Consider the following 22,970-nt stretch of genomic DNA (forward strand, 5'->3'; position numbering starts at 1 on the left):
TCCTGTCACTATTTTGATTAACAACAATGGCCGGCTAAGGAGCGACAATTGCACCACCCAAAGAGGAAAGACAAGCCGTAATATCCTGTATAGCTCTTTCAATCTTTTTGATGGAATGTACACCGATGGAGAGCTGGTCTTTTTTACTGTGTATACAATCCATAACTTCGTTTCTTTCTTTTGAATCAAAATAGGTCTTTAATAATCCGGTTTCTTTTAGAAGGTATGAAAGCGCCACGGTCTGTTCATTGGGATTTCCATGGCGGATTAACTGGGAATGAAGTAACTCAACAATTTGCTCTTTTGATTGTTTTGTCACGGTGATTTTTCGTAGTGGAAGAATAGGGAGTTTAAAGCCGATGAGGATGGCCCCCTTTTTTTGTAGTTCTTGAAGAATTGAATAATGTATTTTTCCCCTAAGCCGATTTCTGAAATGGAAATACTTGATCCACCCTTTTAATTTTTTCATTCTAAAAGATTTAACGAGGATGGAGATAACTTTATCCATATAGTGAATACCGGTCTCTTGTGCATCGAGAACCTTAACTTTTCCTTTTTCATCCAACATTATTTTCTTTGTTAAAAGAAGGTCAATAAATATTGCACCAATGCTGTATGTCTCTACATATGAGCGATACTTCAGGCGAAGCTGATTTGCCCCTAGAAGGGCTATTTCTTCTGATAAAGGTAACCTTTGTTCCATATACTCACTCCTCTGCATTTAAATGATGTTCAAAAAGCTGAAGCCGTACACCGAACCGATAGTGAAAACAGCTGTCCAGAATGCTAAGCTAACCGTCATCCAGCTAATCACTTGGAAACGGGATGAACCTAATGTCAATGCCAAAACGGCAGCAATATCAGTACCAACAAGAAGAGGAGCAAGGAGGGCTAGACCAGGAATGCCGTATTTTTCCCAAATTTCTTTGGATTTTTTTTCTTTTTTGGATGGCTCAGTTACCCCTTTCTCCTTTCTCCTTTTCTCTCGCCATATGTAAAATTGCTTAAAGAAAAGCCCTAGCAACAATACCAAAAGGAAGTTTCCAGTAAAGGCTGTAATTGCAACGCCTATTGGCGGGAGACCCCACACAACACCTATAGGAACAACGATGGATACGTCCATCCAGGGAGCAAATGCAATGATGAAAATTACAATGAATTGCCATAGATCCGATTGGTTTTGTGCCCATTCCAGCACATCCTCACCTCCAATTAATATTTATTTAACTTTCGTATTGTCAGCCAATATACCAGGTACTGGCCCACTCCCAAGACGCCAATCACAATAAAAGGTGTAAGGACGAATCCAAAAAACAGAAAACAAGTGCATGCTGCAATCGGGAGGCCGACCGAAAAGAAAATATAAACATTACGGCAAGCTTTAAAAGTGATCCATTGCTGCCCTTCATCAATATCGAGAAATTCAGAAGGGACTAGGCCAGCAGAGCGAACCCTGTTTTCAGGATGCTTTTTATTATATTTTTTCACCAGTGCATACCATGTAAAGGTGAATGCAGCGAGTAACAAAAGGAAAATCCTCGCCAGTATCTGTTTTTCATCCTGGGGATCATACAGGGAAAAAGCAAAAAAAGAAACTAGTAAAATAAATAGTAACATTGGAACTATAGGAGACCTGATTAGTTTTTCAAGCACTTTGCTCATCCTTTCTCTTCGAGGTAAAAAACTTCTTCCACTGTCACTCCAAACGAATCGGCAATCTTTAAAGCTAGTATGACGGACGGTGAATAGTCCCCTTTTTCAATCAATCCAATCGTTTGTCTAGTGGCTCCGATCTTCTTGGCCAAATCTTGCTGGGACAACTTATGACGCGCCCGCATTTCTCTGACTCTGTTTTTTAGCATTTCTTTATTCCTTTCCATTAATTAACTAAATATATAATAAATCATTTTTTATTATATGTAAACAATCATTTGCATTTTGACAAAAATAATTGCCATTTTACCTAAAAAATAATGCAAAATAAACAGCTTTCGGAACGGCGTACTTTTGAATTACTTACCGGAAGGCGGCTTCACATCCTAGAATCCAGTGTAGGGTCGAAGGCTGGATGAACCATTCCCTCAGTTTAATACAATTTTCTCACGAATACTTACTTATTAGCAGGATTTCATCCTCCTCGGATTTAATTTCATGACTTGTAAGGAGTGAAACAGGGCGGCTTTATTAATTCTCTAGTTTTCCTCCCGTTCTGCATAATGTGCTTTCATGGTAATTTAAAGGAATTAAATAACCAAGATAATATTAATTCTTTTTATACGCTTAAATAAAACAAAAATAGGAGAGCAATGCTAAAGCTCCCCTAGATTAATCCTTTTGTCTATTCAATTTTTCTAGAAGATATTTTCAGTTTTAAGGAAAGCCGATATGCGCAAATACGCCTGGTATTTCATCAAGCAGACAGTCTATTTTTACATCCAATTCTTCGAATTGTAACTGGATTAGTTCATACTTAGCCAGAATGGTTTTGAGCTCCAGCCTGGCCATTTCAGTACCTTGTCGAAGTCCGATGGACTTACTGGCTGCCTCCTTTAACCCCCGGATCTTGTTTAGTCCAACACTCAGGGTTATGGATTTTCTTAAATGGACGAGCAGGTCTTCTTCGGTGAATTCAACACTTAGGTGCCTCCTGTAAGCCTGTGAGCTGGATACCGCCATTGTTCGGTATAACGTGTTTCAGAGTGGCAATTTTTACTCCACATCACTCACCCCATCGTATGCTGGGACAAAAGTTTCCTATTGTTCAAACTTTAGACCCGTACATTCGGAGGTTCGTCTATTCTTTTCCACAAGAAAATTCTCACCATATTTTGTTTTTCAGCCATCCGGCATATCTATTGGCATACCTTTTCCATGCGGAACGGCTTCAGCCTTCGTTCTGCCGACTTCACCTGTGCTCCAGACCTCATAATCTGTCTATTATGACGCATGCGGGAGTATTAATGGGATAGTTTCAAAATACGTGGTTTTATCATTCCTATCCTCGGTTATAAAGTTGGAACTTCCGTAGAAATCCCTTGTCTTTTTACACATTAGTTTACATACCGATAAATACATAAAAACTTATTTTTATTTTAAGTATCCAAGTGGATGGAATGTACAAAAATACCCACTCATCCGCCATTTATGTACAGGAAGTTAATTATGTACAAACAGAAAATCATAAAGAAACACATGGTGCATAACAATTAGGATAAGATTTTTGTTAATGTGCACACCCGTTTATAGAGATATCTTTGGTTCAAATATATATTTATCATTACTGAAAGGCTAATGCACCGTTTCCAGTAACATCGGATTAATGAACATAAAAACACCTCAGGTCAATTATACAGTTTGGTATAATGATTGACCTGAGGTAAGTCCTGGTATTTGCACAAATAAAGAGGGCAGCCTATCACAAATGCCGGTTGCCCTCTTTTTCTGTTAATCTTATGTTACCTCTAGCGGTTATCAATAAAATCAAATGTTGTTGAGTAGGTCAAGATTCAAGCTGATTTTATCCTTGTATTTAGTTAATAATTCTTCTTTGTACTTCTGAAAATCTTCAATGGTCTCAAAAGTTCTGTCGTCCCCACGCAAAGAATTCATTAATTTCCCTTCCAGTAATGCTTCTTTATAACCTTGTTTAACGAAATCAGCTTTCCAAAACTCCTCTTCAGATAATCCTATAATTCTGATTCTGTTCTTCATCATATCGTAAACATCTTGTACTTCTGGAGAAGACAAATCCATTTGATTTTCAAACACATCTCGTTGAAAATCAATCTCTTTTTGTACTTCCTCGTCGCTCACAGTAATTCCTTGCTGGATAGCTTCGTATGCAGTTAATTTGTCTTTTAGCATATTATCAATTAGGGACTGGTCACTAGGCACTTCAGTGTTTTTCAACTCTGCAACCAATTGTGCATTTGCTTTGTAAAAAACAAAGTCTTCTACGTCTACTTTCAGTGTATCAAAAGATGCCAAATTTTGATTTTGTACAGCACCAATCTTATCAATCGTTACTTTCATTTCATCAAATGATTGACTGATTAATTCTGAATTACTGTTACTAGATGAAGCAGAAACAATTGACAGCGTCATAGCTAGAACACAAACTCCTGCAGCAGGAATCAGTAAATACTTTTTCTTCATATATATACCTCCTTGTTAGTGATTTATAGTGTATGAATCTTGAACGGATCCTCCACCCATGCACACACTTGGATCAGCCAAGGCATTTACTTGATTTTTGAAAGTTATCGAGAAAGGGGAATAACGGGTAGCAAAGGTGCTGCCTGCCGACTGATTAGTAGAAGTTCTTCCAGAGTATGCATCCCATGAATCAGGGTCTATAAAATAACTTCCCCAGTAAGGGAGACTAACTTCTGATGATGCGCCAACAACAGTTTTTGGTGTAATGCCAAGTTGAGTGTTGCATCTATTGACGTTTGTACCGGCTCCTGCAGGCAATGCTAAAATCGAATCTGATTTTTTGAAATTTGTAAAGTTCCCCGGACTGTTACTCCATTTCATTGTAGAATAATTATACATAACGAACGAAAATAAAAGCCCACCATTTTCTCCGTATTGATATACAAATTCTCTACTGTTTGATTGAGTAGTTCCGTCTGCTAGAGGAGTAATATCATTTTGCATAGAAGTATCAGTGCTATTTGCATATATGCTGCTCGTAAAAAGTAGTGATGCTACTGCTAATAATAGTGTGGACATTCTAAGTTTAGTGACCATTAGTACCTCCTTGAGTTAATTGATGATCAGAGTTATGTCTTAATTACACTCTGCAAAATCTCTGCTTTTCTACAACCCTCTTTCATCCTATGTAGTAAAAACAAAAATAGTGATTAAATTACTAATATAAGGTAAATTATCACATAAAATCTTTGGTGACGCAAACCTAAAATTCCATAAAATTACTTTTTATTATAAGACATGGTATTTTTGAACCAGTGTGTCATGATATATGCATAGTAACAAACCACAGTTACAAGAAGTAAACAAGTATTCTCTTCACTAAATCGTTCTTAAGAACCAAATTCAGATTCAAATCCACCTCTGGAAATCAGAATCATTTTATGTTATAATATAATTTTACTTCTTACAATAAAATAAATACACTAATAAGGAAGTGATCGAAATGGATCATAAGCCTAATGACGAAAATCAAAAGTATGAAACAAACGAATCGAATGAAAATGTTTCTTTTAATAGTGTGACCGATCATTATCGTAATGTAATGGGTGCTCCTACTAAAAGAGTAAATATGAACAGTTTACCAAAACCAATTAGATGGTTCATGTATTTTATATATACTGTTGCAGGATTGGCAGCTCTATCTTTCTTAGCTATAATTATTTACCAGATAATTACTTAATAAGAGAGCATGTCTACTATCTTCACCTAATTGTGTGCTGAAATTATAATGCTACTGTAACAAAAAGAAGCTCTCAACTATTTAGCAGAAGAGCTTCTTTTTGTTACTCCTATTCTATTTTTATTAATTCTCTAAAATTTCAGCGGTGTCGTCTGGACAACTTCTATGCTTATCGAAATTAATTATGTATTTGACAAACTAATTTTTAGATTTGACAACCCCTCTCTAATACTTATTTTTCTCCTAACTATGTATGCTCTAAACTCATACAACCCCCGCATATAATAACGTTCCTGCTATCTTAATTGCTTCAGGAGAATATTTCTCGATCGTTCCTCCATAATCGACTATCTGCCCTTCGTTAAAGATAGTCACTCTAGCCTGTGATATAGCTGCTACAAAAAAATCTTGGTCATCATTTAAAACACGAAACGCTGGCATAACCATATACACCTCCTGCTCTTTTATCTGAATATACCACGAGATTTTGAAGGTTAAAATAAAAAAGTCCCGAGGTTTCCCTCGGGCACTTATCAGTATGTGTTTACTTCAAAAGTTAAAATATTATTGAAAATCACATAATCTATCCTCTGTTTAAAGGGACGTTATTTTCATACTTATCAATCCCATATCTTGAAGGACCAACTCCGATCTTTATTATCATACCAGTTTAAAAATGAATCTACGTCTGCCATTGGTAAATCATATTCTTGTTCGAGTCTGTTAAGCACTAGAATGGCTCTGTCTCCAGTTCCATCGCATCCTTAAAAAATATAGTATTTCCAGAACTCTCAAATTGATTATCAGTTGAAAGTGAGTGCAGATATACACACTTAAATATATTGATTAAGGACTTAAGAGGGAAGGTCGAAATATTTATATAGATAATTTTACCTAGTTCTGATAGACTTTATTGGGGTTTTATAGTAAATTTTTAGGGGATGTATCTACATGTGGGCGGTTATAGGGTTGATCAGCTTCATAGGATTTCTTGTTTTTCTAGTGTTAGGATTAATTTCAGTTGTCAAAAAGAATGGTCTTGCTAAGAAAAGATTCATAACTTCTTTAGTTCTTTTCGTATTAGTAATTGTTGCTGTGTCTGCAGATCCAAGCACTCAAACCGAAACAGCCGAATCGGATGAAACATCTACTGAGGTCGTAGAAACGAATGTTACAACAGCAGCTTCAAAAGCTCCAAACGAAGAAGCAGACGAAACGAACGAAGAGGAAAAAGCTGCACAAGAGGCTACGGAAAAAGCTGTTGCTGAAGAAGCAGCTAAAAAGGAAGCAGAGGAAAAGGCTGCTGCTGAAGCTGAAGCTAAGAAGCGAGAAGAGGAAGCAAAACAATCTTTAACTGCAAACTACATGACATTACTTGTACCTACTATCACTCAAGAAGCAGCTGAAATAAATGATATTACGTACAATTATCTAGTCGAAAACCATTCACTCTTTCCAGCTGTCACAGCAGAAGCGAAACAAGCAGCTCAAGACGCTGCCGATCCAAATATCACGACTAGACATCTTCAAAAGAACATTACCCCCTATCTAGATACTATGATATCTATTACAGGTGATGTGATAACTATTCAAGAAGAAGAGACCGAAACTGGAACGATAGCTTTTGTACATATCTTGGACGATGACTTTAATTCAATCACGGGATATTATTTTGGTTCTACTGGAGATATTCTAGAAGGTGATACTGTTAGATTAAGAGGAGTCCCAACGGCAGCTTATTCTTTTGCTAATATAGGTGGAGGTACAACAAACGCCACATTGATTACTATTTCAACTATTCAAAAGCTATAAAAAATGTACCCTCGCCAAATTAAGCGAGGGTATTTTTGATTTTTATAAATTAATCATTATCTGCTTTATTTTTCTAATCAAGCTTTGCGATGATTTCGGAACAAATGAAAGCTAAAAGCATTCAACTCTGGAGAGGCCTATTCTCAAGGAACATGACCTCTCATATATTTTCTTATTATACAAATGGGCTTATTTTGTTTCAACATTAATGCCCCAAGGCTTTAACACCATTTCTAAATTCATCAATTGAATTGTTTATTTTCTTAACATCATTTACAGTGATGTCAGATGGTTTATAGTTTATAGCCTTCCAAGCTTTCCCGTAAACTGCATATAATGCACCGAGTGCACCCTCATCTTCATCAAGTGGAGTAAGCGCACCATATGGTTCAGTTATATTTCTGAATTCTTCAATGAGGAAAGCCGCGTCAATCATTTCCTGATTCGTAATGTTATTATCAGTAATTAAAGCTGAAAACCGATAATTAATACTAGCGGCCCGCTCGTCTATGCTGACAAGCTGTAATTGTTGAAGATCTTTAATTTTGCTAGTGAGAGCGTGGTATTTACTTGCTGTAATTATTGAATAAACTCCAATAATTATTGCTAGACCAATCACCAACAAAATTAATATATTCTTTTTCATAGTTCACCTTACTTTCTTCCTGTAATCGTGAAGTAGTGCGTAGCTTGTCGAGTATATACATCAACAGGATAGTAATAAGAAATATCATTTGTTGTAAATACAGTGTAGTATGCTTTAGCGCTTGCTTGTAAATTTCTTGTTTTACCTTCAGGAACATCGTAGTGAAACAAAAAGTTTGAAACTGCTCCTATGATCTATGATCACTGCCCGGACAAATGATAATAGTGACATACTAGCTAATAATTATCCAAGGGAAGAAAGTCTTGGAATTATTGCTAATGTGTACTGATAAGTATAGCAGAGTGATTAAGCATGATTAACCTTTAAATATTTACAATAGAGGAATATGTTTCATTTAATGGGTGATATTTTTTAATCAAAATAAGAAAAAAGATATTTAAATGGAAATAAAGCCCTGTCCAGGAGAACAGGGCTTTTTCATTTAGTCAGCTACTTCAATCTCTACTAGTCTTCGATCAAGCTCGGCGATATCTTCAGAAATGATTGAAATAAGTTTTAGGAAATTCTTTCTGAACCGATACATAACGACAGCTGCTTCTTCCCTTGTCTGGGTTGCACCCGGTCTGGACCCGTCATAGTATCCGTTCTTCGTCATTTCTTCCCAGGCTGACTCAGCCCAATCGCTAACCTTATGAATATCCCTCTCTGTAGTCACCTTAGCAGTCTCCTTCCGCTTAATACCGAAGTATGATGCAATCCCCTTAACATGTCCGTCTATGATCGCCTGAATGACCTCTGGACGCTTTAAGCGTTCTGAGTCAGCTAAGACATCTATAAATAGATTTTCTGTCAAGACTGCTGGCATTTTACTTTCACGGACCATATGCAAGTTCTCTGTCTTCTGACCCCGATCAATTACACCGAATGGTTTGAGCTCATTCATTACAGCAGTGTGAATAGCATTCTGAAGCTTTACAGAGTTGGTACTAGCTTTATTGTATCGGAATGTTTCAAAGCCTCCCTTACCTCCTCCAGCGTTGCAATGGACGGAAATAAGGGCATCAACATCTAGCTTGTTCATCAAATCCGTGCGCTCATCGAGCTCAAGGAATAAATCAGTACTACGGGTCATGAATACCTGAATTCCTTCGTAATCTCTTTCTAGTTGCGTTTTAATCTCCAAACTTATATTAAGAGCAAGAGTTTTTTCTAATAATGAGTATGTGCCAGCTCCCCCATCCCTTCCGCCGTGCCCAGGATCAAGCCCTAACTTAACCATCACTGACCAGCTCCTTTCTTGGTTTGTTCTTGCTCCCCTTATAGGAACTCCCATACGTCCAAGGGTTTCGACTACTGAAAGCAACTCATTCGCTAAATAAAAGAAGATGACCACATCACGGAAATAGTGGGTATCTCCAAGGACCATATCAACTAGATGAGCAACCATAACAATAGCAAAGATGCCAACCTTACGAGCGATTCCGTAATATCCAACTCGGCTCTTTAGTTCTCCACCAATCCAAGCAGCTGCCCACCTGTCAGCCAGTCCAAAACAACCAATATTAGCAGAAGTGTGAGCATTGTTGTCCAACCTCCAAACGCGTAGCCGATCAGAGCACCGTCTGATAAGCTCTTAATTAGAATTTCAATCTTTTCTCCCATGACCGTCCCGCTCCCCTCTCTCCTTCAAATAGAAAAGCCCTCTTGGACTAGAAGGCACAAAAAAACACGCTGCCGTTAATCGGTGCGTGTCATTATTGTTCGTACTCTACATTAGTGATTTGTTTGTACTGATCAGCCGAAATCATCTGAGCCACAACAAAGGTCTTCAAACTTTCATTCGTATATGCTGGATGCACGGTATCATAGAATCTTTTAACTGTTGCGTACCACATATGCAGCACCTCCTTTTAGGGCTGTGACTTCAAACAGCAGATTGCCCACTGTTTCCTCTAAACCCACAATAGTTGCTTTATCAACTGCGCTTTGCATTAGCAGGCTACCCAATTCCTCGTTAAGAGCTGTATTTTCTCCCTGCAACCCTTTCACCTTCGATTCCAGCGATCCGTTAGAAACGTATTCATAAAAAATAGTTTTGTTAGTTATATCTATCCGTTGAATTGGTGTTAGGTCCGGTGCCAAATTTTCAGGACCCGGTACTTCGTCAACTTCTACATTTCCTGCGGAACCGTGAAATATATATAAGTGACTGTGCCATAACCTTCTTTATATGGTTCATAAAATACGTAAGCCATTTTAAATTCCCTTTCCTGTAGTCGAATTGTTTACATAGTGTATATCGTAATCCTGGAAAATCTACCAGATACAATTGGCGCGTAGTTGCATTCGCTGATAGTGAGCTCCCTAGCATACTAACCGATAAAATCGTTCCCGCTAATACTGAGCTAATTTTTTTATTTTTTTCATTTTTCACACCACTCCTTTTAAGTAACGTCTCATATCCCTTTCTACGGTGATAAGCACGAATAGAGATACTTTTCCATTCATAACTTTTGAACCCCACTGCCAACCAATATGGATTTCATTACCATCAAAAAAGTCATACTTGACATTTCAAGTTATCCCTATTTACAATTAACTGTAAGTAAAATTTGTAGCCCATTATTTATACTTTTGAATCTTCCTTATAGAATCAGAATACAGTTTATTTGATGTAAGATGATTTATATTAAATCTAATTCCTGTTTACTTGAAAATAAGGAAGCACCTTTTTTCACGTTGATACGCTCATGATTTTGTTATGAGACGAATACGTAAAAGAGGTGCTTTTTGGTGTATGGAAAATTATACGGTGCATGTTTATATGGCATAGATGGGGTATTAATTGAGGTGGAGACGGATCTCTCGAACGGTCTGCCCCAGACCTCCATCATCGGACTTCCGGATTCGGCCATTAGAGAAGCGGTGGAACGGGTTCGCGCAGCGATTAAGAACTGCGGATTTCAGTATCCGATGCAGCGGGTTACGATCAATCTGGCGCCAGCTGATCTGAAGAAGGAGGGGTCCTCTTTTGACTTAGCCATTGCCCTCGCAATACTATCGACCAGTGAGCAGCTGCTGCTTCCCCCTGACAAAAAGACACTATTTCTCGGCGAACTCGCGCTGGATGGGAGTCTTAGGCCTGTGCCTGGCGTTCTCAGTATGGTGGATTTAGCACGTAGACAAGGGTTTGATTCGGTCATTCTGCCTCAAGAAAATGCCGCAGAAGGAGCAATTATTGGAGGGATTGAAGTGTTTGGCCTCTCTCATCTAAAAGAGATCATTCCGGACAATTCTACTTCACCTGATGGAAAAATCTTGATAGAGAACTACAAGCATCTGATCAGTCATCGTCCACCTACCTCGACTGCTCATGAAGAGCATCCTTCCCTTCCTGAGGATTATCTGGATGTTCTCGGTCAGCAGCATGTCAAAAGAGCATTGACCATTGCAGCAGCAGGCATGCATAACATCCTGCTCGTAGGACCGCCTGGCACGGGAAAAACCATGCTCATTAAACGTCTTCCGACCATTCTTCCACCGCTGTCTGAATTGGAGGCACTGGAAGTCACCAAAATATTAAGTGCTTCGGGTAAGCTCAAAGAAGGAGTCAGCGGGCTTGCAACCAGACGCCCTTTTCGTTCCCCTCACCATACGATCTCGAGCGGAGGACTTATCGGGGGTGGGACAGTTCCCAAGCCTGGGGAAGTAAGTCTGGCCCATAGGGGGATCTTATTTCTTGACGAGCTGCCGGAATTCAGCAGGCAAGTGCTTGAAGTGCTCAGGCAGCCGTTAGAGGATCGGCAGGTTACAGTGAGCCGGGCAAGAGCCGCCTTTACATTCCCTGCTCATTTTATGCTCGCTGCATCCATGAATCCATGTCCGTGTGGATACGCCGGTGGAGATCCTCAGCTGCAGCGCTGTACCTGTAGCCCTGCCAAGGTTGCTGCTTATCGTGCGAAAATATCCGGTCCCTTAATAGATCGAATTGATCTGCAGGTAGAAGTTCCAAGACCTAGAGAAGGATTAGAGGCAACAGTAACCTCTTCTTCGGAAACGATGCTTCAGATGGTGCTCTCCGTTCATAAAATTCAAGCAGCGCGCTACAAGAATTACCCTATCTCTTGGAATAGTGAGCTGTCCGGCAGACTGTTAAGACGTTATGCCAACCTTGAGCGTGATGCATCTGAAATGCTGGTTCAAACCATTGATGCCCTCGGACTCAGCATGAGATCCTATGATCGGATCCTGAAGATGGCCAGGACAATTGCTGATTTGGGAGGGCAGGATTTAATCCAGATCGAACATGTTGCAGAAGCGATACAATATCGTAATTTGGATTTAAAATCGGTTGCGATGCCGGAGTATGATTAAGAATTTCTAACTAATAGGACTAACCATTCAATACGGAGCATCCTGAGGATGCAGCTATTAGATAGATATAATTTTAAATGAGTTAAATATAGGGATTAATAATGAATGAGATTGGATACGATCGAGATTGATAGACTTCAATAGAATTCAATAGACTTCAATAGAATTCAGTAGATGATATATTACATTCGAACAGGATACTAGATACATTACAATATAAACAACATACACTCAACTGTAATCAAAACCGCCTCTTTTCGCCTTAGATAACATCCTTGCTGCATGGTCTAGATCATATTTATTCTCAAGCCAATCGACATCGACGTATTCGGTAGTGCCAAATCGAGCTCTGTAGAAGGCTAGTCTCCTAATCGGGTACGGCTCTCCTTCTATTTTATTTAACAAATAATACCCAACCAGCTCTGCAGCTTCCTTCCAAGCATATCCTGATTTTTTATTCACCTTTAACTCATATAAGGTACCGTCGATCATCACATCAGCGTAAGCACCGCCCACCACCCTGCGTTTTTGATCAAAGGACGGGGAGTAGAACGTATTGCCATGGATAGTGGTAAAATGCTCATTGAAGATCTGAATTAATTGAATTAAGTCCTCCATCACATCTGGCGTGGGGGGTATTGTAAATTGTTTAACAAATTGTTCTGTACTTGTAAAGGTAGACCTTACGCCCACTCGATATATCGTATCGAGCTTACTGCACATAAAAGCACCTCTGATCATCTCAGAGGGATGAATCTGCTCACCATGAACAAAGCTTGTCCATTTTGATCTAAATTCGGCATATAGCTGATTCAGTACAGCAGTCTCAGGAACATCCTCAAAAAACTCATTTATGACTTCATGTCCCTTTACTACAAATGGATTAAACGCCATATCAGGAGAATCACCGTTCTTTCTCGCAATCATGGCACAGGCTAGATATTGAAATGAGGTTCGAATAAGGCCTGACACGTAACTTGTGAACTGGGCTTCTGCCAATAGGTTTTTATTTTTGAATGGCGCTGCCGCTGCATCAGAATAAAAATCACCGGCTACTGGTGTCACTTCTCGAATAACTCTCTGCAAAGTGGAATTCGTATTCAATAATGAAGCCAAGCTCATAGATAAATCACCCTATCATTAAATGAATGGACTGCACTCTTACGTACAAACCATTATAAATTTCATAAGACTAATTTACAAAAATCTAAGCCCTTTACAACTACCACTTGAAATTTATTCACCCATTTTTCTTTCACCAAATATTAGAGTAGTAATCCTTAATAACAATCCTGGAATCCACCTTCCTAGAGCAGAATTGTACAACAAACTAATACTACAAACTGTCACATCAAATAGTGCTTGACAAAGAAAACAAAAAAGCTCTTTCTGATCAATTCAGAAGAGCTTCGTCTTATTTCGTCTTATTATAGCTTACTCAAAAATTGTTAATTTGGCCGCTGCAGCAGTACGCTCCTGAGGCTTAGGTACAACGTCAGGGTATCCTACATAGATCATACCGAGAATTTTCTCGCCAGGAACAATATTCAGGGTTTCTCTAAATTTAGGTCCATATAGAAACGGCTTGGTCATCCAGAAGGTCCCGATCTCTTCACTCCATGCTGCGAGCATGAAATTTTGTATAAGTGCACTGGTTGCAGCAAAATCCTCATCCCAAATCGCTTGGCGCGGATCTTCCTTCATGATGACAAGCAGCGTTGTCGGATTCGTAAGTACGGCATTGACAAATTTATTGTCCTCGCCCATTTCATTCGATACCGCCTCAGCCAGCTTCTGACGACCTTCACCTGTAAACAAGAGAAATCTCCAAGGCTCGCGAAGCTTATGATTCGGTGCCCACACCGCAGTATCCAGCAGATCGGTAATTTTCTCAACCGGCACAGCCTCTTGCTTAAATTTCTTAATCGTCCGGCGCTCACGAATGACATCCTTTACATGGACAGATGAGGCAATTTGCGATTCATTCATATTATATGATCCTCCTTAACAGGTATGAAGTTTTAATCCAACACAGATAATGATAATCTTTATCAATTAGATACTGGTGTTAGCATACCTCGGTTCTTCATATAAAGTCAAATCATTATCCGTCCTACGAGTTCCACTAAGGGCTGTTTTTGCTATTAAAATTAGGATATGATCGACTATGCCCGAACATTCGTGCAGCTTCTCTCGAAGCACTTGCCATAGATTAAATCGATCTTGGCGAACAACATCAAACCGTTTGGCTTCGGCTCAGGAATGACATTACTAAGCCCTTAGTCAAACGATTTGATTAGAATGCATTTATGATGTGATCGATATGTAATGGTTCCTCTGTCCAGTTTGCTCGATTCAGCAGAACCCCTATGACATCAAAGCGAATGGGACTATTGTATAATTTGCGCTCTTGAATATATACGGCTGCGGTACGGCGTACCTGAGCTATCTTTCGTTGGTTGACCGATTCCAGATGAGTCCCGAATCGATCCAGGCTTGTCCGGCTTCTGATTTCCGCAAAAATATAGGTTCCGTCCTTCTGAGCAACGATATCGAGCTCCCCGCTCTTGCATTTCCAGTTCGTATCCATAATGTCATATCCCTGCTGCTTAAGGTATTGCATAGCCGCCTTTTCCCCAGCTCCACCTTTCTCTTTGCGAGAATCTTTCCTCTTGTTAGGTGCAGCCGGCTTGGAATTAAAATATTCCTTCATCGTCGCTTACACCTCATTTCCCTGTCCTGATGATGCAATTGCCTTCTGCTCGGCCTGATATACAAATGTAAGCACTTCGGCAACGAGCTGATACAATTCAGGAGGAATCTGTTCATCCAAATCCAGCTTAGACAGCACTTCGACAAGAGCGGGGTCTTCCTGAATCGGAACGCCATGCTCCAGTGCCTTCTCCAGGATGGATTCTGCCAGCCTTCCGTCCCCTTTTGCAACCACGACAGGGGCTTCTGCCTCGCCAGGTGCGTATCTGAGAGCAACCGCCTTCTTACGAACCACGCTTTCTTGTGATTGCTGCTTCATACTCGCATATCCACCCCTTTATATGATTCTGGCACATAGGAGGCTATTTTGTTAATGACGGAGGAAGAGGAAGCCTCTCCTTGTTCTTTTGGCTCATGACGATTCTCAACCACCTCTGACTTATATACCGAGAGCTGATAACCTGTGCTCCGCAGGGCACTGTCCACTTGTGCACGCCCCAGCTCAAATATTTGCGCAGCCATCTCATTATCCGTGCGAATATGGAGACTGATGACCTTTCCTGCCACCTGCATGTCGATTAGTGTGGGGCCGAGCCGCTTCATGTTCAGGTCAAACCATATTCGGCAATGGGATGCATCCATTTCACCGCGCGGTCCGCGGCGGGACTGGATCTGGACATTCGCCGTCGTCTGTCCGTCCGCTCCGCTCAGAGGGATGAACCAGTTCATCTGGGCAAAAGGAGCGGTTCGGTCGGTGTTCATCAGCAGCTGATGCCCTGTAAGCAAGTGCACGAGCTGTCCTGCGGTCTCTTTGAGACCAGCAGGCAGCTCTGGACTTGCTTCAATCTGCATCAGCACGCTCTTGAGCGTGTCCGCCTGCTCTACAGCGGACACCTCTGCCTGCGCGGGTGCCAGCGCCCCGCGCACCACCTGCTGCTCGTGCTCCGCACCGAGCAGCTTCAGCACACGCGCCACCCACGAGTCATCCCTCGTGGTGGCAGGCGTGTGCACTGCCGGTGCTGGCACTGCATCAGCACCGTCCTGCTGCGGCATGCCCTGCGCTGCCGCAGCCACCCCCGTGCCGGCCGAATCAGCTCCGGCCGGCCACTGCGGCGCAGCTCGCAGCTGGGCAAGCAGTGCTGCGGTACGCAGCACAAGCTCGCCCCCGCCCGCTGCTGCGCCTCTTGCAGCCTGGACAGGAGCTTCGCCTCTGTCCAGGCTGCGAGTGGCTGAAGTCGCCGTCTTCGGCTCTTCAGCCTCCCCCACAGGCAGGCTCGTCACTCTGCCTGCCTCATCCCGTTCAGCAGCAGCCGCTTGCGCCTGGCTGCCCGTATACACCCGGTGATCCTGAACTTCCGGATCACCGCCACCCAGCTCTGCCTGCAGTGTACCAGCTACATTATATCCTGGTGCGCCTGTGCCCGCTGAGCGAAACGTCGTATTAGGTTCTGCGGCTGCAGGACCAGATGCTGAAGTTGTCTTTACAGCTTCTACGGCGTTACCTTGGACAATCCTTGGATCGGTTTTCCCTTCCTTCATGGGCACCATTAGTTCGGGTTCGTCAGCTCCGGCATTTTGACCTGTTAACGCTGCTGCACCCGCAGCTTTATGAATATCTGCTTGCTGCTGCGCCATTCCAGCACTTGATGGTCTACTCCCCTCGCTCCCAGCATGTATCCGGGCTTGACTATTCTCTTGTGAGCCAGCCATCTCTCTAGCTGTCTCCGAGACGCCGCTCAGTACCTTCCCACTCGCAGCAGCTTCATTCAACCTTGCATCTAGCTGACCCAGCATTTCATCTAATGCGGGTCCAAACATCGCATAATATAAACCGGAAACGGTAGCCCCCGTGACAGGCAGTCCCCTCTGCATGGCAAGACTTGCCGAGGTGATCCACTCTATATCCCCTGCTGCAGCCGGCTTTAAATTCATAAGGGATTGAACCAGCTTCACATTGTCCTTGGTCAGCGGTACTCCACTCTGCTGCATTGCGCTAACCAGTGTTCTGTTCTCCTTCGTATCCGGCAGCTGAAGATTCGTCAGTAGATCTGCAAGCGTTGCTGTCGATACGGATGCAAGCGTGCCTTGAAAAGGCTTCATCACCATCATGCCGTCCTTGTTCTGTCCACCCACCTGAAGAAGCGCATTTTGCCCAGCTACTAGCGGAGCATCTAATGCTGCCCTCACCTGCACCCCTTTGATTTGAAGCACGGCTTTCTTTTGATCCGGTGACACCTGAATGACCTCGGCACGCACAACCATTCCTTCTTTCAGCTCGAGTGTCTTAGCTCCGCCTAGAGGCTTGGGATCGCCGAGCATTCCCCTGATCGCTTGACCTATATTCAAATAGCATCCGCTCCTTTCCATAAACAATGACGTGCCATTCTATATAAACGGGTATCATTGAAATACTTATGTCTAATCTACCAAAGTACACTATTAATCTTATCGGTATAACGGAAAGAACACTGAAGAACGCTGTCCTAGTAAAAAAGCAGTACTGCTCTTAGACACAGTACTGCATAAAATTTAATATGACTATCATAATTGATATCCATCGATCATATGAAAATGAAATGAATTACACAGATCACGATAAGTGCATTCCAAGGAGCTTCACAATCTATTATTCATTGTATTATGCTAACCTGTAACCCATACTATGATAAGGCATGGACATCAGAGGCACTCGTCTCATCTACTTCTTAATTACTGCTTATTTGCTACATTACGCCCTATCTACTAGAACAATGTAGGCTGCTCCTGCTCTCCTAATATCTTTCCAAGAAAGCTTCTGCGATGCAGCGGTGTCGGTCCCAAGGCAAGGAGCTGCTCTCTGTGCAGCTTCGTTGCATAGCCCTTATGTATAGCAATTCCGTACTCAGGATACAGCGCATCCCACTCCCCTTTACACATCCGATCTCGCGTAACCTTGGCAATAATGGATGCTGCACCGATCGATTGACTATTAGCGTCCCCTTTGATAATGGATAATTGCGGCAGATGAATGTCCACGGTTTCTGCATCCACGAGCAGATGATCCGGAGATGGGGTAAGCGACTGAACGGCCTGTTTCATGGCAAGCCTTGATGCCTGTCTAATATTAATCCGGTCTATCGTCTCCACATCCACAATCCCTATACCTACAGCGACAGCTTCCTTCATGATGATATCGAATAACAATTCCCTCTTCTTATCACTCAGCTTTTTGGAGTCATTGACCCCTTCAAGCACCAGACCTTTAGGCAAAATAACGGCAGCTGCTACAACATCGCCGAACAAGCAGCCTCTTCCTACTTCATCAATGCCTGCAATATATTCCGCCCCACTGTCCCAAGCTTCTCTTTCGTACCTTAGCATATCAACTTCAGGTTCTTCGAACGTATCCGTCCCCTGTATTTCCAAATTTAGTTCTGTCATTTGTTATTTCCCCCTAACGGCACAACCCATAACCATTATCATAACATATGTATACTTACGCGAGAACCACATAGAAGCACGAGTAATGCAGCAATCCCCTGCAGTACTCTGCAGGGGATTAACGGCAAATCCTATTTTGATGATTTAATAGATGGTTTCTTTAAAAAGGAGATTCCAGACTAAATCGACCAAGCTTGCCGCCTCTCAGCTCTCTAAGCATCAAAGAGGAAGCCTTCTCCAGATCGATTCGTCCTCCGCTCATGACGGCACCGCGCTTACGTCCGATTTCTTCCATGATGGCTACAATCTGATCCGGATCTTCCGAATCTTTCGGAGCTTCAGACAAGCCATAACGCTCCTGCATTGCCGGCCAGTAATACTGGGCAAGATATTTTATCGCGAAAAAGGCAATGTCCTCCACGTTAAGTATCTCTTCCTTAATGGCACCCGTAACGGCCAGACGGTAACCCACATTCTGATCTTCGAATTTAGGCCACAGAATACCTGGCGTATCCAGGAGCTCAATTTCCTTACCTACTCTAATCCATTGCTGACCTTTGGTTACGCCTGGACGATCACCGGTAGCCGCAATATTTCTACCGGCCAAACGGTTGATTAGTGTAGATTTACCGACATTCGGTATGCCAACGATTAGTGCGCGAATCGCTCTCGGGTTCATGCCTTTGGCAATTTGCCTGTCGATCTTTTCTTTCAACAATATCTTGGCAGTCGAGGGGATATCCTTAACACCTGTTCCTGTATTAGCATCGACAGCCAGTGCAGTATGACCCTCTTCTTTAAAATACTTAATCCATTCTTCCGTTACCTTCGCATCAGCCAAATCCGACTTGTTCAGCAGGATCATTCGTGGCTTGTTCTGCAGTATTTCATCAATCATCGGGTTACGGCTGGATAATGGAAGCCGTGCATCCACCAGTTCAATGACGACATCGATCAATTTCAGCTTCTCCTGAATTTGACGACGGGCTCTCGTCATATGTCCTGGAAACCATTGTATGGTCATCGCTATTCACCTTCTTTTTCACAAACAGTTGAATCCATTTCAACCTCTGTCATATATTTCAATTTCAGTGATTAATCCATTCGATATCCTTCAGCGGCCAGAAAATAACATCGGCTCGTCCTACAATATCCTCAAGTGGTACATATCCAATCATACGACTGTCTGTACTGTTCCCGCGGTTATCACCAAGGGCAAAAATATGACCTTCCGGCACAGTGCCGTCCGGGAAATACTCATTCGGGAAGTTGTACGTATTGTACTGTCCGCCATTCGCCTGTGCTTCTGCAATCGCTTCTTGCAGATAAGGCTCCTCCACAACTTCACCATTTACCTTCAAGGTGTCCCCCGTGACTTCAACCGTATCCCCTTCAACGGCAATGACCCGCTTAATGAAATCCCGGTTTTCAGAAGGCACATGGAAGACAACGACCTCTCCACGTTCGGGTTCCCTGATGTCATACAGGATTTGGTTCACAATGACTCTTTCACCTGTATGAAAATTCGGCTGCATCGATGGCCCGTCAACAATAAAAGGCTTGAACAAGAAGAATCGGATAATAAACACGAGCACCAACGCAATTGCAATGGCTTTGACCCATTCCCAAATCTCGTTCTTTACCTTTTTCGATTTAGAATTCCCATTCTCCGGTGTATTCAAACGTTCATTCTGCACATCCTGCTCCATCGCTTGTCCTCACTTCCTCATCCATGTCATCATCGAAACGATGCATCTAGACATATTCTATGTATGATATCTTGTTAGAGACATACCATCTGTTGTCAAGATCGTTTCCTCTGAAAATATTGTAAGAGAAATCTTAACCGGATACAACTTCGTCCCTTCGATCGGAGGGCGAAAGCTCCTCTATATCACATAAATAGATTAAAAATTCTATATTGTTCATAATCAATTGAGCTGGATCGTTTACAATCGCATTCTGCTTCTGCACAAACTATACATAAAAAAAAGCGAAAAGGGCTTGTTTCCAAGCCCTTTCCGTTATTCGTTATATTAACGAATTTCTTTAATTCTCGCTGCTTTACCGCGAAGTTCACGAAGATAATAAAGCTTCGCACGACGCACTTTACCACGGCGAGCCACTTCGATTTTATCGATTTTTGGGGAATGAAGCGGGAAAGTTCTTTCCACACCTACACCGTAAGAAATTTTACGAACTGTAAAAGTCTCACTAATTCCACCACCACGGCGTTTGATTACTACACCTTCGAACAACTGGATACGTTCGCGAGTTCCCTCGATAACCTTAACGTGCACTTTCAAAGTGTCACCAGGACGAAAGTTCGGCAAATCTTTACGCAATTGTTCTTGTGTAATCGCTTGGACGATATTCATCTATGACTCCCTCCTTCCGTACAGGTGTTCATGTCTCTTCCGGATAACCTTCTGTCATCCATCATCATCCACAGCGGACCACCGTATTCCACACAACAGAAAAATTATAACATGTAATTGCAAAGTAATGCAAGTATTAAGCACTATTTTTCATAAAACCATTAGTTAATGCTGATTCATGCCACTTCTTGTCTGATTCAGTAAATTTGTTGTATCCAAAATATTACAATCCAGCATATTGTATCGTTTGTGATAGAGAAATGTTAGACATGAACCAAGCAAAATCCGATCTACCCTTGCTGCATATGCTATTGCCGCGAACAATCCCACCCGTGCTCTGACTCATAAATCCTGTACTTCTTGGGAGCTCGTAAAGAACAAGGCATTTGACTTATCACTTCGTCAGCTTGTGCCTGAAGTGGCCACAGCCTCGTTCCAGCCCAATACGTATAGTCTGGGGACAGTCAAATAATAGATGCAAGTATAGCATTTAGGTTAACTGTGGCGTAAAAACATCTGGCCATCGACTAGAACTCGGCTTATCTGTCATTATTTAAGGCTTATGAATTCACTCTTTCCGTTCGAGCTGTTCAAGCCATGCTTTCTCCTTCTTCGTCAGCTCCACCTGCTCCAGTAGATCTGGACGTCTCGTCAGCGTCCGAAGTAAGGACTGTTCTCTGCGCCAAGCGTCAATGTTTTTATGATGGCCTGAGAGCAGGATATCCGGTACCTTATGACCTCTAAACTCTGCAGGTCTCGTATAGTGTGGGTACTCCAGCAGACCGGTGCTGAAAGAGTCGGTAACCGCACTTGTTTCATTACCAAGCACGCCTGGAAGAAGTCTCACCACGCTGTCGATAACGACCATAGCTGGCAGCTCTCCCCCTGTCAGTACATAATCTCCGGTGGAAATCTCATCTGTCACCAGATGCTCACGAATTCGCTCATCATAGCCCTCATAATGACCGCAAATAAATATAAGATGTTCTTCCTTCGATAGCTCCTCAGCCTTCTTCTGCGTAAAGGTCTCTCCTTGCGGACACATCAGAATAATGCGCGGCTGTTTGGCAGATGATGCTTCCGACTGGATCTCCGCAATTGATAATGTCGCTGAATCTGATTCCACATCTAGAACGGATTCCGCATGCTCTTGCATATTAGACCCACTTCTTCTCGCTTCCTTCTTACACAGCAGATCTTCCACTGCGGCAAAAATCGGCTCCGGCTTCAGCACCATCCCGCCGCCGCCACCGTATGGCATGTCATCTACTTGTCCATGCTTGTTCCCCGCATATTCACGAAAGTTCAGAGCGTTCAAGGAAACAATTCCTTTGGCTTGTGCTTTCCCTAATATGCTTGTACCAAATACACCGTGAAACATTTCCGGAAACAGGGTTAACACATCAACCTTCATTACACTAATCCTTCCATCAGATGCACGGTTACCTTTTGATTAACAACATCGACATGCAGAATGACCTCGTCAATATAAGGAAGCAGAATCTCTTTGCCGTTATTCGCTTTGACCACCCACACGTCATTTGCTCCAGGAGTCAAGATCTCCTTAATCGTACCAAGCGTCTCTCCTTCATCTGTTACCACTTCACAGCCGACAATTTGGTGAAAGTAGAACTCATCTTCGCTCAGTTCTGATTGATACTCAGAAGACACTTTTAACATCGTGCCTTTATATTTTTCAACTTCATTAATGTTTGTGAAGTCGTTTAAACGCACGACATACATATTTTTGTGAAGTCTTGCTGACTCTACCGTTACAGGCAGATGTCCCTCTCCAGTATCAATAACCAGCTTGCTCCCTTTGGCAAAGCGCTCCTCCGGGAAATCGGTCAGCGGAAGTACTTTCAGCTCACCATGAATTCCGTGTGTATTTACGATTTTTCCTACATTAAAAAATTGTGACATAGGTCCTCCTGAATTTCGATTAGACAAGGCTAAGTTATATAAGCATGTACGAAAAAGGGCTAGGACATGCATCCTAACCCCCTTTCGTATATCTTTAAGATATGATATCGACGGTAACCCGTTTATCCATCTTAACTGCTGCAGATGTGACGACCGTACGGAGTGCTTTCGCGATCTTCCCCTGCTTGCCGATCACTTTCCCCACATCCTCAGGATGCACGGTCAATTCATAGACAACAAGGCGATCCTTCTCCAGTGTCCGGACCGACACATCTTCCGGATGATCTACCAAAGCCTTCGCAATAACGCCGACTAATTGTTCCATAGATACCCTCCGTTTTCAGCACCT

The 22,970-nt window shown here is 42.2% G+C and carries 25 protein-coding genes and 2 pseudogenes; 3 read left to right on the top strand and 24 right to left on the bottom strand.

Translation table 11 applies throughout. The annotated features are described in order from the left end of the window. Positions 1–34: 34 nt before the first annotated feature. From ACFQ3J_RS10470 to ACFQ3J_RS10500, 7 genes and pseudogenes are all read right to left on the bottom strand, one after another. On the bottom strand, positions 35–703 hold the full coding sequence (locus ACFQ3J_RS10470; RefSeq protein WP_251585043.1) for a GOLPH3/VPS74 family protein: 669 nt from the start codon (positions 701–703) through the stop codon (positions 35–37). 18 nt (positions 704–721) lie between these two features. Then, positions 722–1,198 carry a small multi-drug export protein gene (locus tag ACFQ3J_RS10475; protein WP_251585045.1) on the bottom strand — a complete coding sequence of 159 codons (477 nt, stop codon included), beginning with the start codon at positions 1,196–1,198 and terminating at the stop codon, positions 722–724. A gap of 14 nt (positions 1,199–1,212) precedes the next feature. Then, a complete protein-coding gene (locus ACFQ3J_RS10480) occupies positions 1,213–1,662 on the bottom strand; it encodes a DUF3169 family protein (protein ID WP_251585047.1) in 450 nt (149 codons plus the stop codon). After that, positions 1,659–1,862, bottom strand: coding sequence for a helix-turn-helix transcriptional regulator (locus ACFQ3J_RS10485; protein ID WP_379292759.1), 204 nt, complete (start codon positions 1,860–1,862; stop codon positions 1,659–1,661). The genes ACFQ3J_RS10480 and ACFQ3J_RS10485 overlap by 4 nt, the downstream gene beginning before the upstream one ends. A gap of 532 nt (positions 1,863–2,394) precedes the next feature. After that, positions 2,395–2,643, bottom strand: a pseudogene (locus ACFQ3J_RS10490) (IS110 family transposase); the annotation flags it as partial. Between the two features lie 837 nt (positions 2,644–3,480). Then, complete coding sequence (locus ACFQ3J_RS10495) at positions 3,481–4,155, bottom strand: SurA N-terminal domain-containing protein (RefSeq protein WP_251584490.1); 675 nt, start codon at positions 4,153–4,155, stop codon at positions 3,481–3,483. A 15-nt stretch (positions 4,156–4,170) separates the two neighbouring features. Next, positions 4,171–4,752, bottom strand: coding sequence for a hypothetical protein (locus ACFQ3J_RS10500; protein ID WP_251584488.1), 582 nt, complete (start codon positions 4,750–4,752; stop codon positions 4,171–4,173). Positions 4,753–5,158: 406 nt separating this feature from the next. Here ACFQ3J_RS10500 and ACFQ3J_RS10505 point away from each other — a divergent pair, with 406 nt between their 5' ends. Continuing rightward, entirely contained in the window at positions 5,159–5,395 is a 237-nt protein-coding gene (locus ACFQ3J_RS10505) for a hypothetical protein (RefSeq protein WP_251584486.1), read from the top strand. A gap of 264 nt (positions 5,396–5,659) precedes the next feature. Here ACFQ3J_RS10505 and ACFQ3J_RS10510 read toward each other — a convergent pair whose 3' ends face one another. Next, positions 5,660–5,836 (bottom strand): hypothetical protein, encoded by a 177-nt coding sequence (locus ACFQ3J_RS10510; RefSeq protein WP_379292762.1) that lies wholly within the window; start codon positions 5,834–5,836, stop codon positions 5,660–5,662. A gap of 510 nt (positions 5,837–6,346) precedes the next feature. On the opposite strand from ACFQ3J_RS10510, the gene ACFQ3J_RS10515 reads away from it, so the two are divergent. Further along, complete coding sequence (locus ACFQ3J_RS10515) at positions 6,347–7,207, top strand: hypothetical protein (protein ID WP_251584482.1); 861 nt, start codon at positions 6,347–6,349, stop codon at positions 7,205–7,207. Between the two features lie 205 nt (positions 7,208–7,412). On the opposite strand, the gene ACFQ3J_RS10520 is transcribed toward ACFQ3J_RS10515, so the two are convergent. The 4 genes and pseudogenes from ACFQ3J_RS10520 to ACFQ3J_RS10535 all read right to left on the bottom strand — a co-directional run bounded on the left by ACFQ3J_RS10520 (position 7,413) and on the right by ACFQ3J_RS10535 (position 9,709). After that, positions 7,413–7,853 (bottom strand): hypothetical protein, encoded by a 441-nt coding sequence (locus ACFQ3J_RS10520; protein ID WP_091155086.1) that lies wholly within the window; start codon positions 7,851–7,853, stop codon positions 7,413–7,415. Between the two features lie 442 nt (positions 7,854–8,295). Then, entirely contained in the window at positions 8,296–9,093 is a 798-nt protein-coding gene (locus ACFQ3J_RS10525; protein ID WP_251584494.1) for an N-acetylmuramoyl-L-alanine amidase, read from the bottom strand. A 99-nt stretch (positions 9,094–9,192) separates the two neighbouring features. Continuing rightward, a pseudogene (locus ACFQ3J_RS10530) lies at positions 9,193–9,476 on the bottom strand (phage holin family protein); the annotation flags it as partial. A gap of 92 nt (positions 9,477–9,568) precedes the next feature. Then, on the bottom strand, positions 9,569–9,709 hold the full coding sequence (locus tag ACFQ3J_RS10535) for an XkdX family protein (protein WP_251584480.1): 141 nt from the start codon (positions 9,707–9,709) through the stop codon (positions 9,569–9,571). Between the two features lie 898 nt (positions 9,710–10,607). Between ACFQ3J_RS10535 and ACFQ3J_RS10540 the strand changes: the two genes are divergently transcribed. Continuing rightward, the gene (locus ACFQ3J_RS10540; protein ID WP_251584478.1) at positions 10,608–12,188 is read left to right on the top strand and encodes a YifB family Mg chelatase-like AAA ATPase; all 1,581 of its coding nucleotides are present in this window, start codon (positions 10,608–10,610) and stop codon (positions 12,186–12,188) included. A gap of 231 nt (positions 12,189–12,419) precedes the next feature. Here the strand turns inward: ACFQ3J_RS10540 and ACFQ3J_RS10545 are convergent, their stop codons facing one another. The 12 genes from ACFQ3J_RS10545 to ACFQ3J_RS10600 form a co-directional block, all read right to left on the bottom strand. Next, complete coding sequence (locus ACFQ3J_RS10545; protein ID WP_251584476.1) at positions 12,420–13,310, bottom strand: hypothetical protein; 891 nt, start codon at positions 13,308–13,310, stop codon at positions 12,420–12,422. Between the two features lie 312 nt (positions 13,311–13,622). Beyond that, on the bottom strand, positions 13,623–14,177 hold the full coding sequence (locus ACFQ3J_RS10550) for a nitroreductase family protein (protein WP_251584474.1): 555 nt from the start codon (positions 14,175–14,177) through the stop codon (positions 13,623–13,625). A 307-nt stretch (positions 14,178–14,484) separates the two neighbouring features. Then, positions 14,485–14,901, bottom strand: coding sequence for a YraN family protein (locus ACFQ3J_RS10555; protein ID WP_091155064.1), 417 nt, complete (start codon positions 14,899–14,901; stop codon positions 14,485–14,487). Between the two features lie 6 nt (positions 14,902–14,907). Then, entirely contained in the window at positions 14,908–15,219 is a 312-nt protein-coding gene (locus ACFQ3J_RS10560) for an EscU/YscU/HrcU family type III secretion system export apparatus switch protein (RefSeq protein ID WP_251584472.1), read from the bottom strand. After that, positions 15,216–17,246 (bottom strand): flagellar hook-length control protein FliK, encoded by a 2,031-nt coding sequence (gene fliK, locus ACFQ3J_RS10565; protein WP_251584470.1) that lies wholly within the window; start codon positions 17,244–17,246, stop codon positions 15,216–15,218. Before fliK ends, ACFQ3J_RS10560 begins: the two co-directional genes overlap by 4 nt. Before the next feature lie 396 nt (positions 17,247–17,642). Next, positions 17,643–18,320 carry a ribonuclease HII gene (locus tag ACFQ3J_RS10570; protein ID WP_251584468.1) on the bottom strand — a complete coding sequence of 226 codons (678 nt, stop codon included), beginning with the start codon at positions 18,318–18,320 and terminating at the stop codon, positions 17,643–17,645. A gap of 160 nt (positions 18,321–18,480) precedes the next feature. Next, complete coding sequence (gene ylqF, locus ACFQ3J_RS10575; protein ID WP_091155054.1) at positions 18,481–19,344, bottom strand: ribosome biogenesis GTPase YlqF; 864 nt, start codon at positions 19,342–19,344, stop codon at positions 18,481–18,483. 64 nt (positions 19,345–19,408) lie between these two features. Next, the gene (gene lepB / locus ACFQ3J_RS10580) at positions 19,409–20,029 is read right to left on the bottom strand and encodes a signal peptidase I (RefSeq protein ID WP_251584466.1); all 621 of its coding nucleotides are present in this window, start codon (positions 20,027–20,029) and stop codon (positions 19,409–19,411) included. A gap of 327 nt (positions 20,030–20,356) precedes the next feature. Further along, complete coding sequence (gene rplS, locus ACFQ3J_RS10585) at positions 20,357–20,698, bottom strand: 50S ribosomal protein L19 (RefSeq protein ID WP_091155050.1); 342 nt, start codon at positions 20,696–20,698, stop codon at positions 20,357–20,359. Positions 20,699–21,266: 568 nt separating this feature from the next. Further along, complete coding sequence (gene trmD / locus ACFQ3J_RS10590) at positions 21,267–22,112, bottom strand: tRNA (guanosine(37)-N1)-methyltransferase TrmD (protein ID WP_091155048.1); 846 nt, start codon at positions 22,110–22,112, stop codon at positions 21,267–21,269. Then, a complete protein-coding gene (gene rimM / locus ACFQ3J_RS10595; RefSeq protein WP_091155046.1) occupies positions 22,112–22,621 on the bottom strand; it encodes a ribosome maturation factor RimM in 510 nt (169 codons plus the stop codon). Before rimM ends, trmD begins: the two co-directional genes overlap by 1 nt. A gap of 94 nt (positions 22,622–22,715) precedes the next feature. Continuing rightward, positions 22,716–22,946 (bottom strand): KH domain-containing protein, encoded by a 231-nt coding sequence (locus ACFQ3J_RS10600; RefSeq protein ID WP_091155044.1) that lies wholly within the window; start codon positions 22,944–22,946, stop codon positions 22,716–22,718. Positions 22,947–22,970 lie beyond the last annotated feature (24 nt).

This window comes from Paenibacillus provencensis (assembly GCF_042678545.1).
In the GTDB taxonomy this organism is placed as follows: domain Bacteria; phylum Bacillota; class Bacilli; order Paenibacillales; family Paenibacillaceae; genus Paenibacillus; species Paenibacillus provencensis.

Bases quoted from the DNA above. Each gene is read 5' to 3' on its own strand.
- ACFQ3J_RS10470 (WP_251585043.1), bottom strand. From the start codon at position 703: ATGGAACAAAGGTTACCTTTATCAGAAGAAATAGCCCTTCTAGGGGCA.
- ACFQ3J_RS10480 (WP_251585047.1), bottom strand. From the start codon at position 1,662: ATGAGCAAAGTGCTTGAAAAACTAATCAGGTCTCCTATAGTTCCAATG.
- ACFQ3J_RS10485 (WP_379292759.1), bottom strand. From the start codon at position 1,862: ATGCTAAAAAACAGAGTCAGAGAAATGCGGGCGCGTCATAAGTTGTCC.
- ACFQ3J_RS10495 (WP_251584490.1), bottom strand. From the start codon at position 4,155: ATGAAGAAAAAGTATTTACTGATTCCTGCTGCAGGAGTTTGTGTTCTA.
- ACFQ3J_RS10500 (WP_251584488.1), bottom strand. From the start codon at position 4,752: ATGGTCACTAAACTTAGAATGTCCACACTATTATTAGCAGTAGCATCA.
- ACFQ3J_RS10505 (WP_251584486.1), top strand. From the start codon at position 5,159: ATGGATCATAAGCCTAATGACGAAAATCAAAAGTATGAAACAAACGAA.
- ACFQ3J_RS10510 (WP_379292762.1), bottom strand. From the start codon at position 5,836: ATGCCAGCGTTTCGTGTTTTAAATGATGACCAAGATTTTTTTGTAGCA.
- ACFQ3J_RS10515 (WP_251584482.1), top strand. From the start codon at position 6,347: ATGTGGGCGGTTATAGGGTTGATCAGCTTCATAGGATTTCTTGTTTTT.
- ACFQ3J_RS10520 (WP_091155086.1), bottom strand. From the start codon at position 7,853: ATGAAAAAGAATATATTAATTTTGTTGGTGATTGGTCTAGCAATAATT.
- ACFQ3J_RS10525 (WP_251584494.1), bottom strand. From the start codon at position 9,093: ATGGTTAAGTTAGGGCTTGATCCTGGGCACGGCGGAAGGGATGGGGGA.
- ACFQ3J_RS10535 (WP_251584480.1), bottom strand. From the start codon at position 9,709: ATGTGGTACGCAACAGTTAAAAGATTCTATGATACCGTGCATCCAGCA.
- ACFQ3J_RS10545 (WP_251584476.1), bottom strand. From the start codon at position 13,310: ATGAGCTTGGCTTCATTATTGAATACGAATTCCACTTTGCAGAGAGTT.
- ACFQ3J_RS10550 (WP_251584474.1), bottom strand. From the start codon at position 14,177: ATGAATGAATCGCAAATTGCCTCATCTGTCCATGTAAAGGATGTCATT.
- ACFQ3J_RS10555 (WP_091155064.1), bottom strand. From the start codon at position 14,901: ATGAAGGAATATTTTAATTCCAAGCCGGCTGCACCTAACAAGAGGAAA.
- ACFQ3J_RS10560 (WP_251584472.1), bottom strand. From the start codon at position 15,219: ATGAAGCAGCAATCACAAGAAAGCGTGGTTCGTAAGAAGGCGGTTGCT.
- ACFQ3J_RS10570 (WP_251584468.1), bottom strand. From the start codon at position 18,320: ATGACAGAACTAAATTTGGAAATACAGGGGACGGATACGTTCGAAGAA.
- ylqF (WP_091155054.1), bottom strand. From the start codon at position 19,344: ATGACCATACAATGGTTTCCAGGACATATGACGAGAGCCCGTCGTCAA.
- lepB (WP_251584466.1), bottom strand. From the start codon at position 20,029: ATGGAGCAGGATGTGCAGAATGAACGTTTGAATACACCGGAGAATGGG.
- rplS (WP_091155050.1), bottom strand. From the start codon at position 20,698: ATGAATATCGTCCAAGCGATTACACAAGAACAATTGCGTAAAGATTTG.
- trmD (WP_091155048.1), bottom strand. From the start codon at position 22,112: ATGAAGGTTGATGTGTTAACCCTGTTTCCGGAAATGTTTCACGGTGTA.
- rimM (WP_091155046.1), bottom strand. From the start codon at position 22,621: ATGTCACAATTTTTTAATGTAGGAAAAATCGTAAATACACACGGAATT.
- ACFQ3J_RS10600 (WP_091155044.1), bottom strand. From the start codon at position 22,946: ATGGAACAATTAGTCGGCGTTATTGCGAAGGCTTTGGTAGATCATCCG.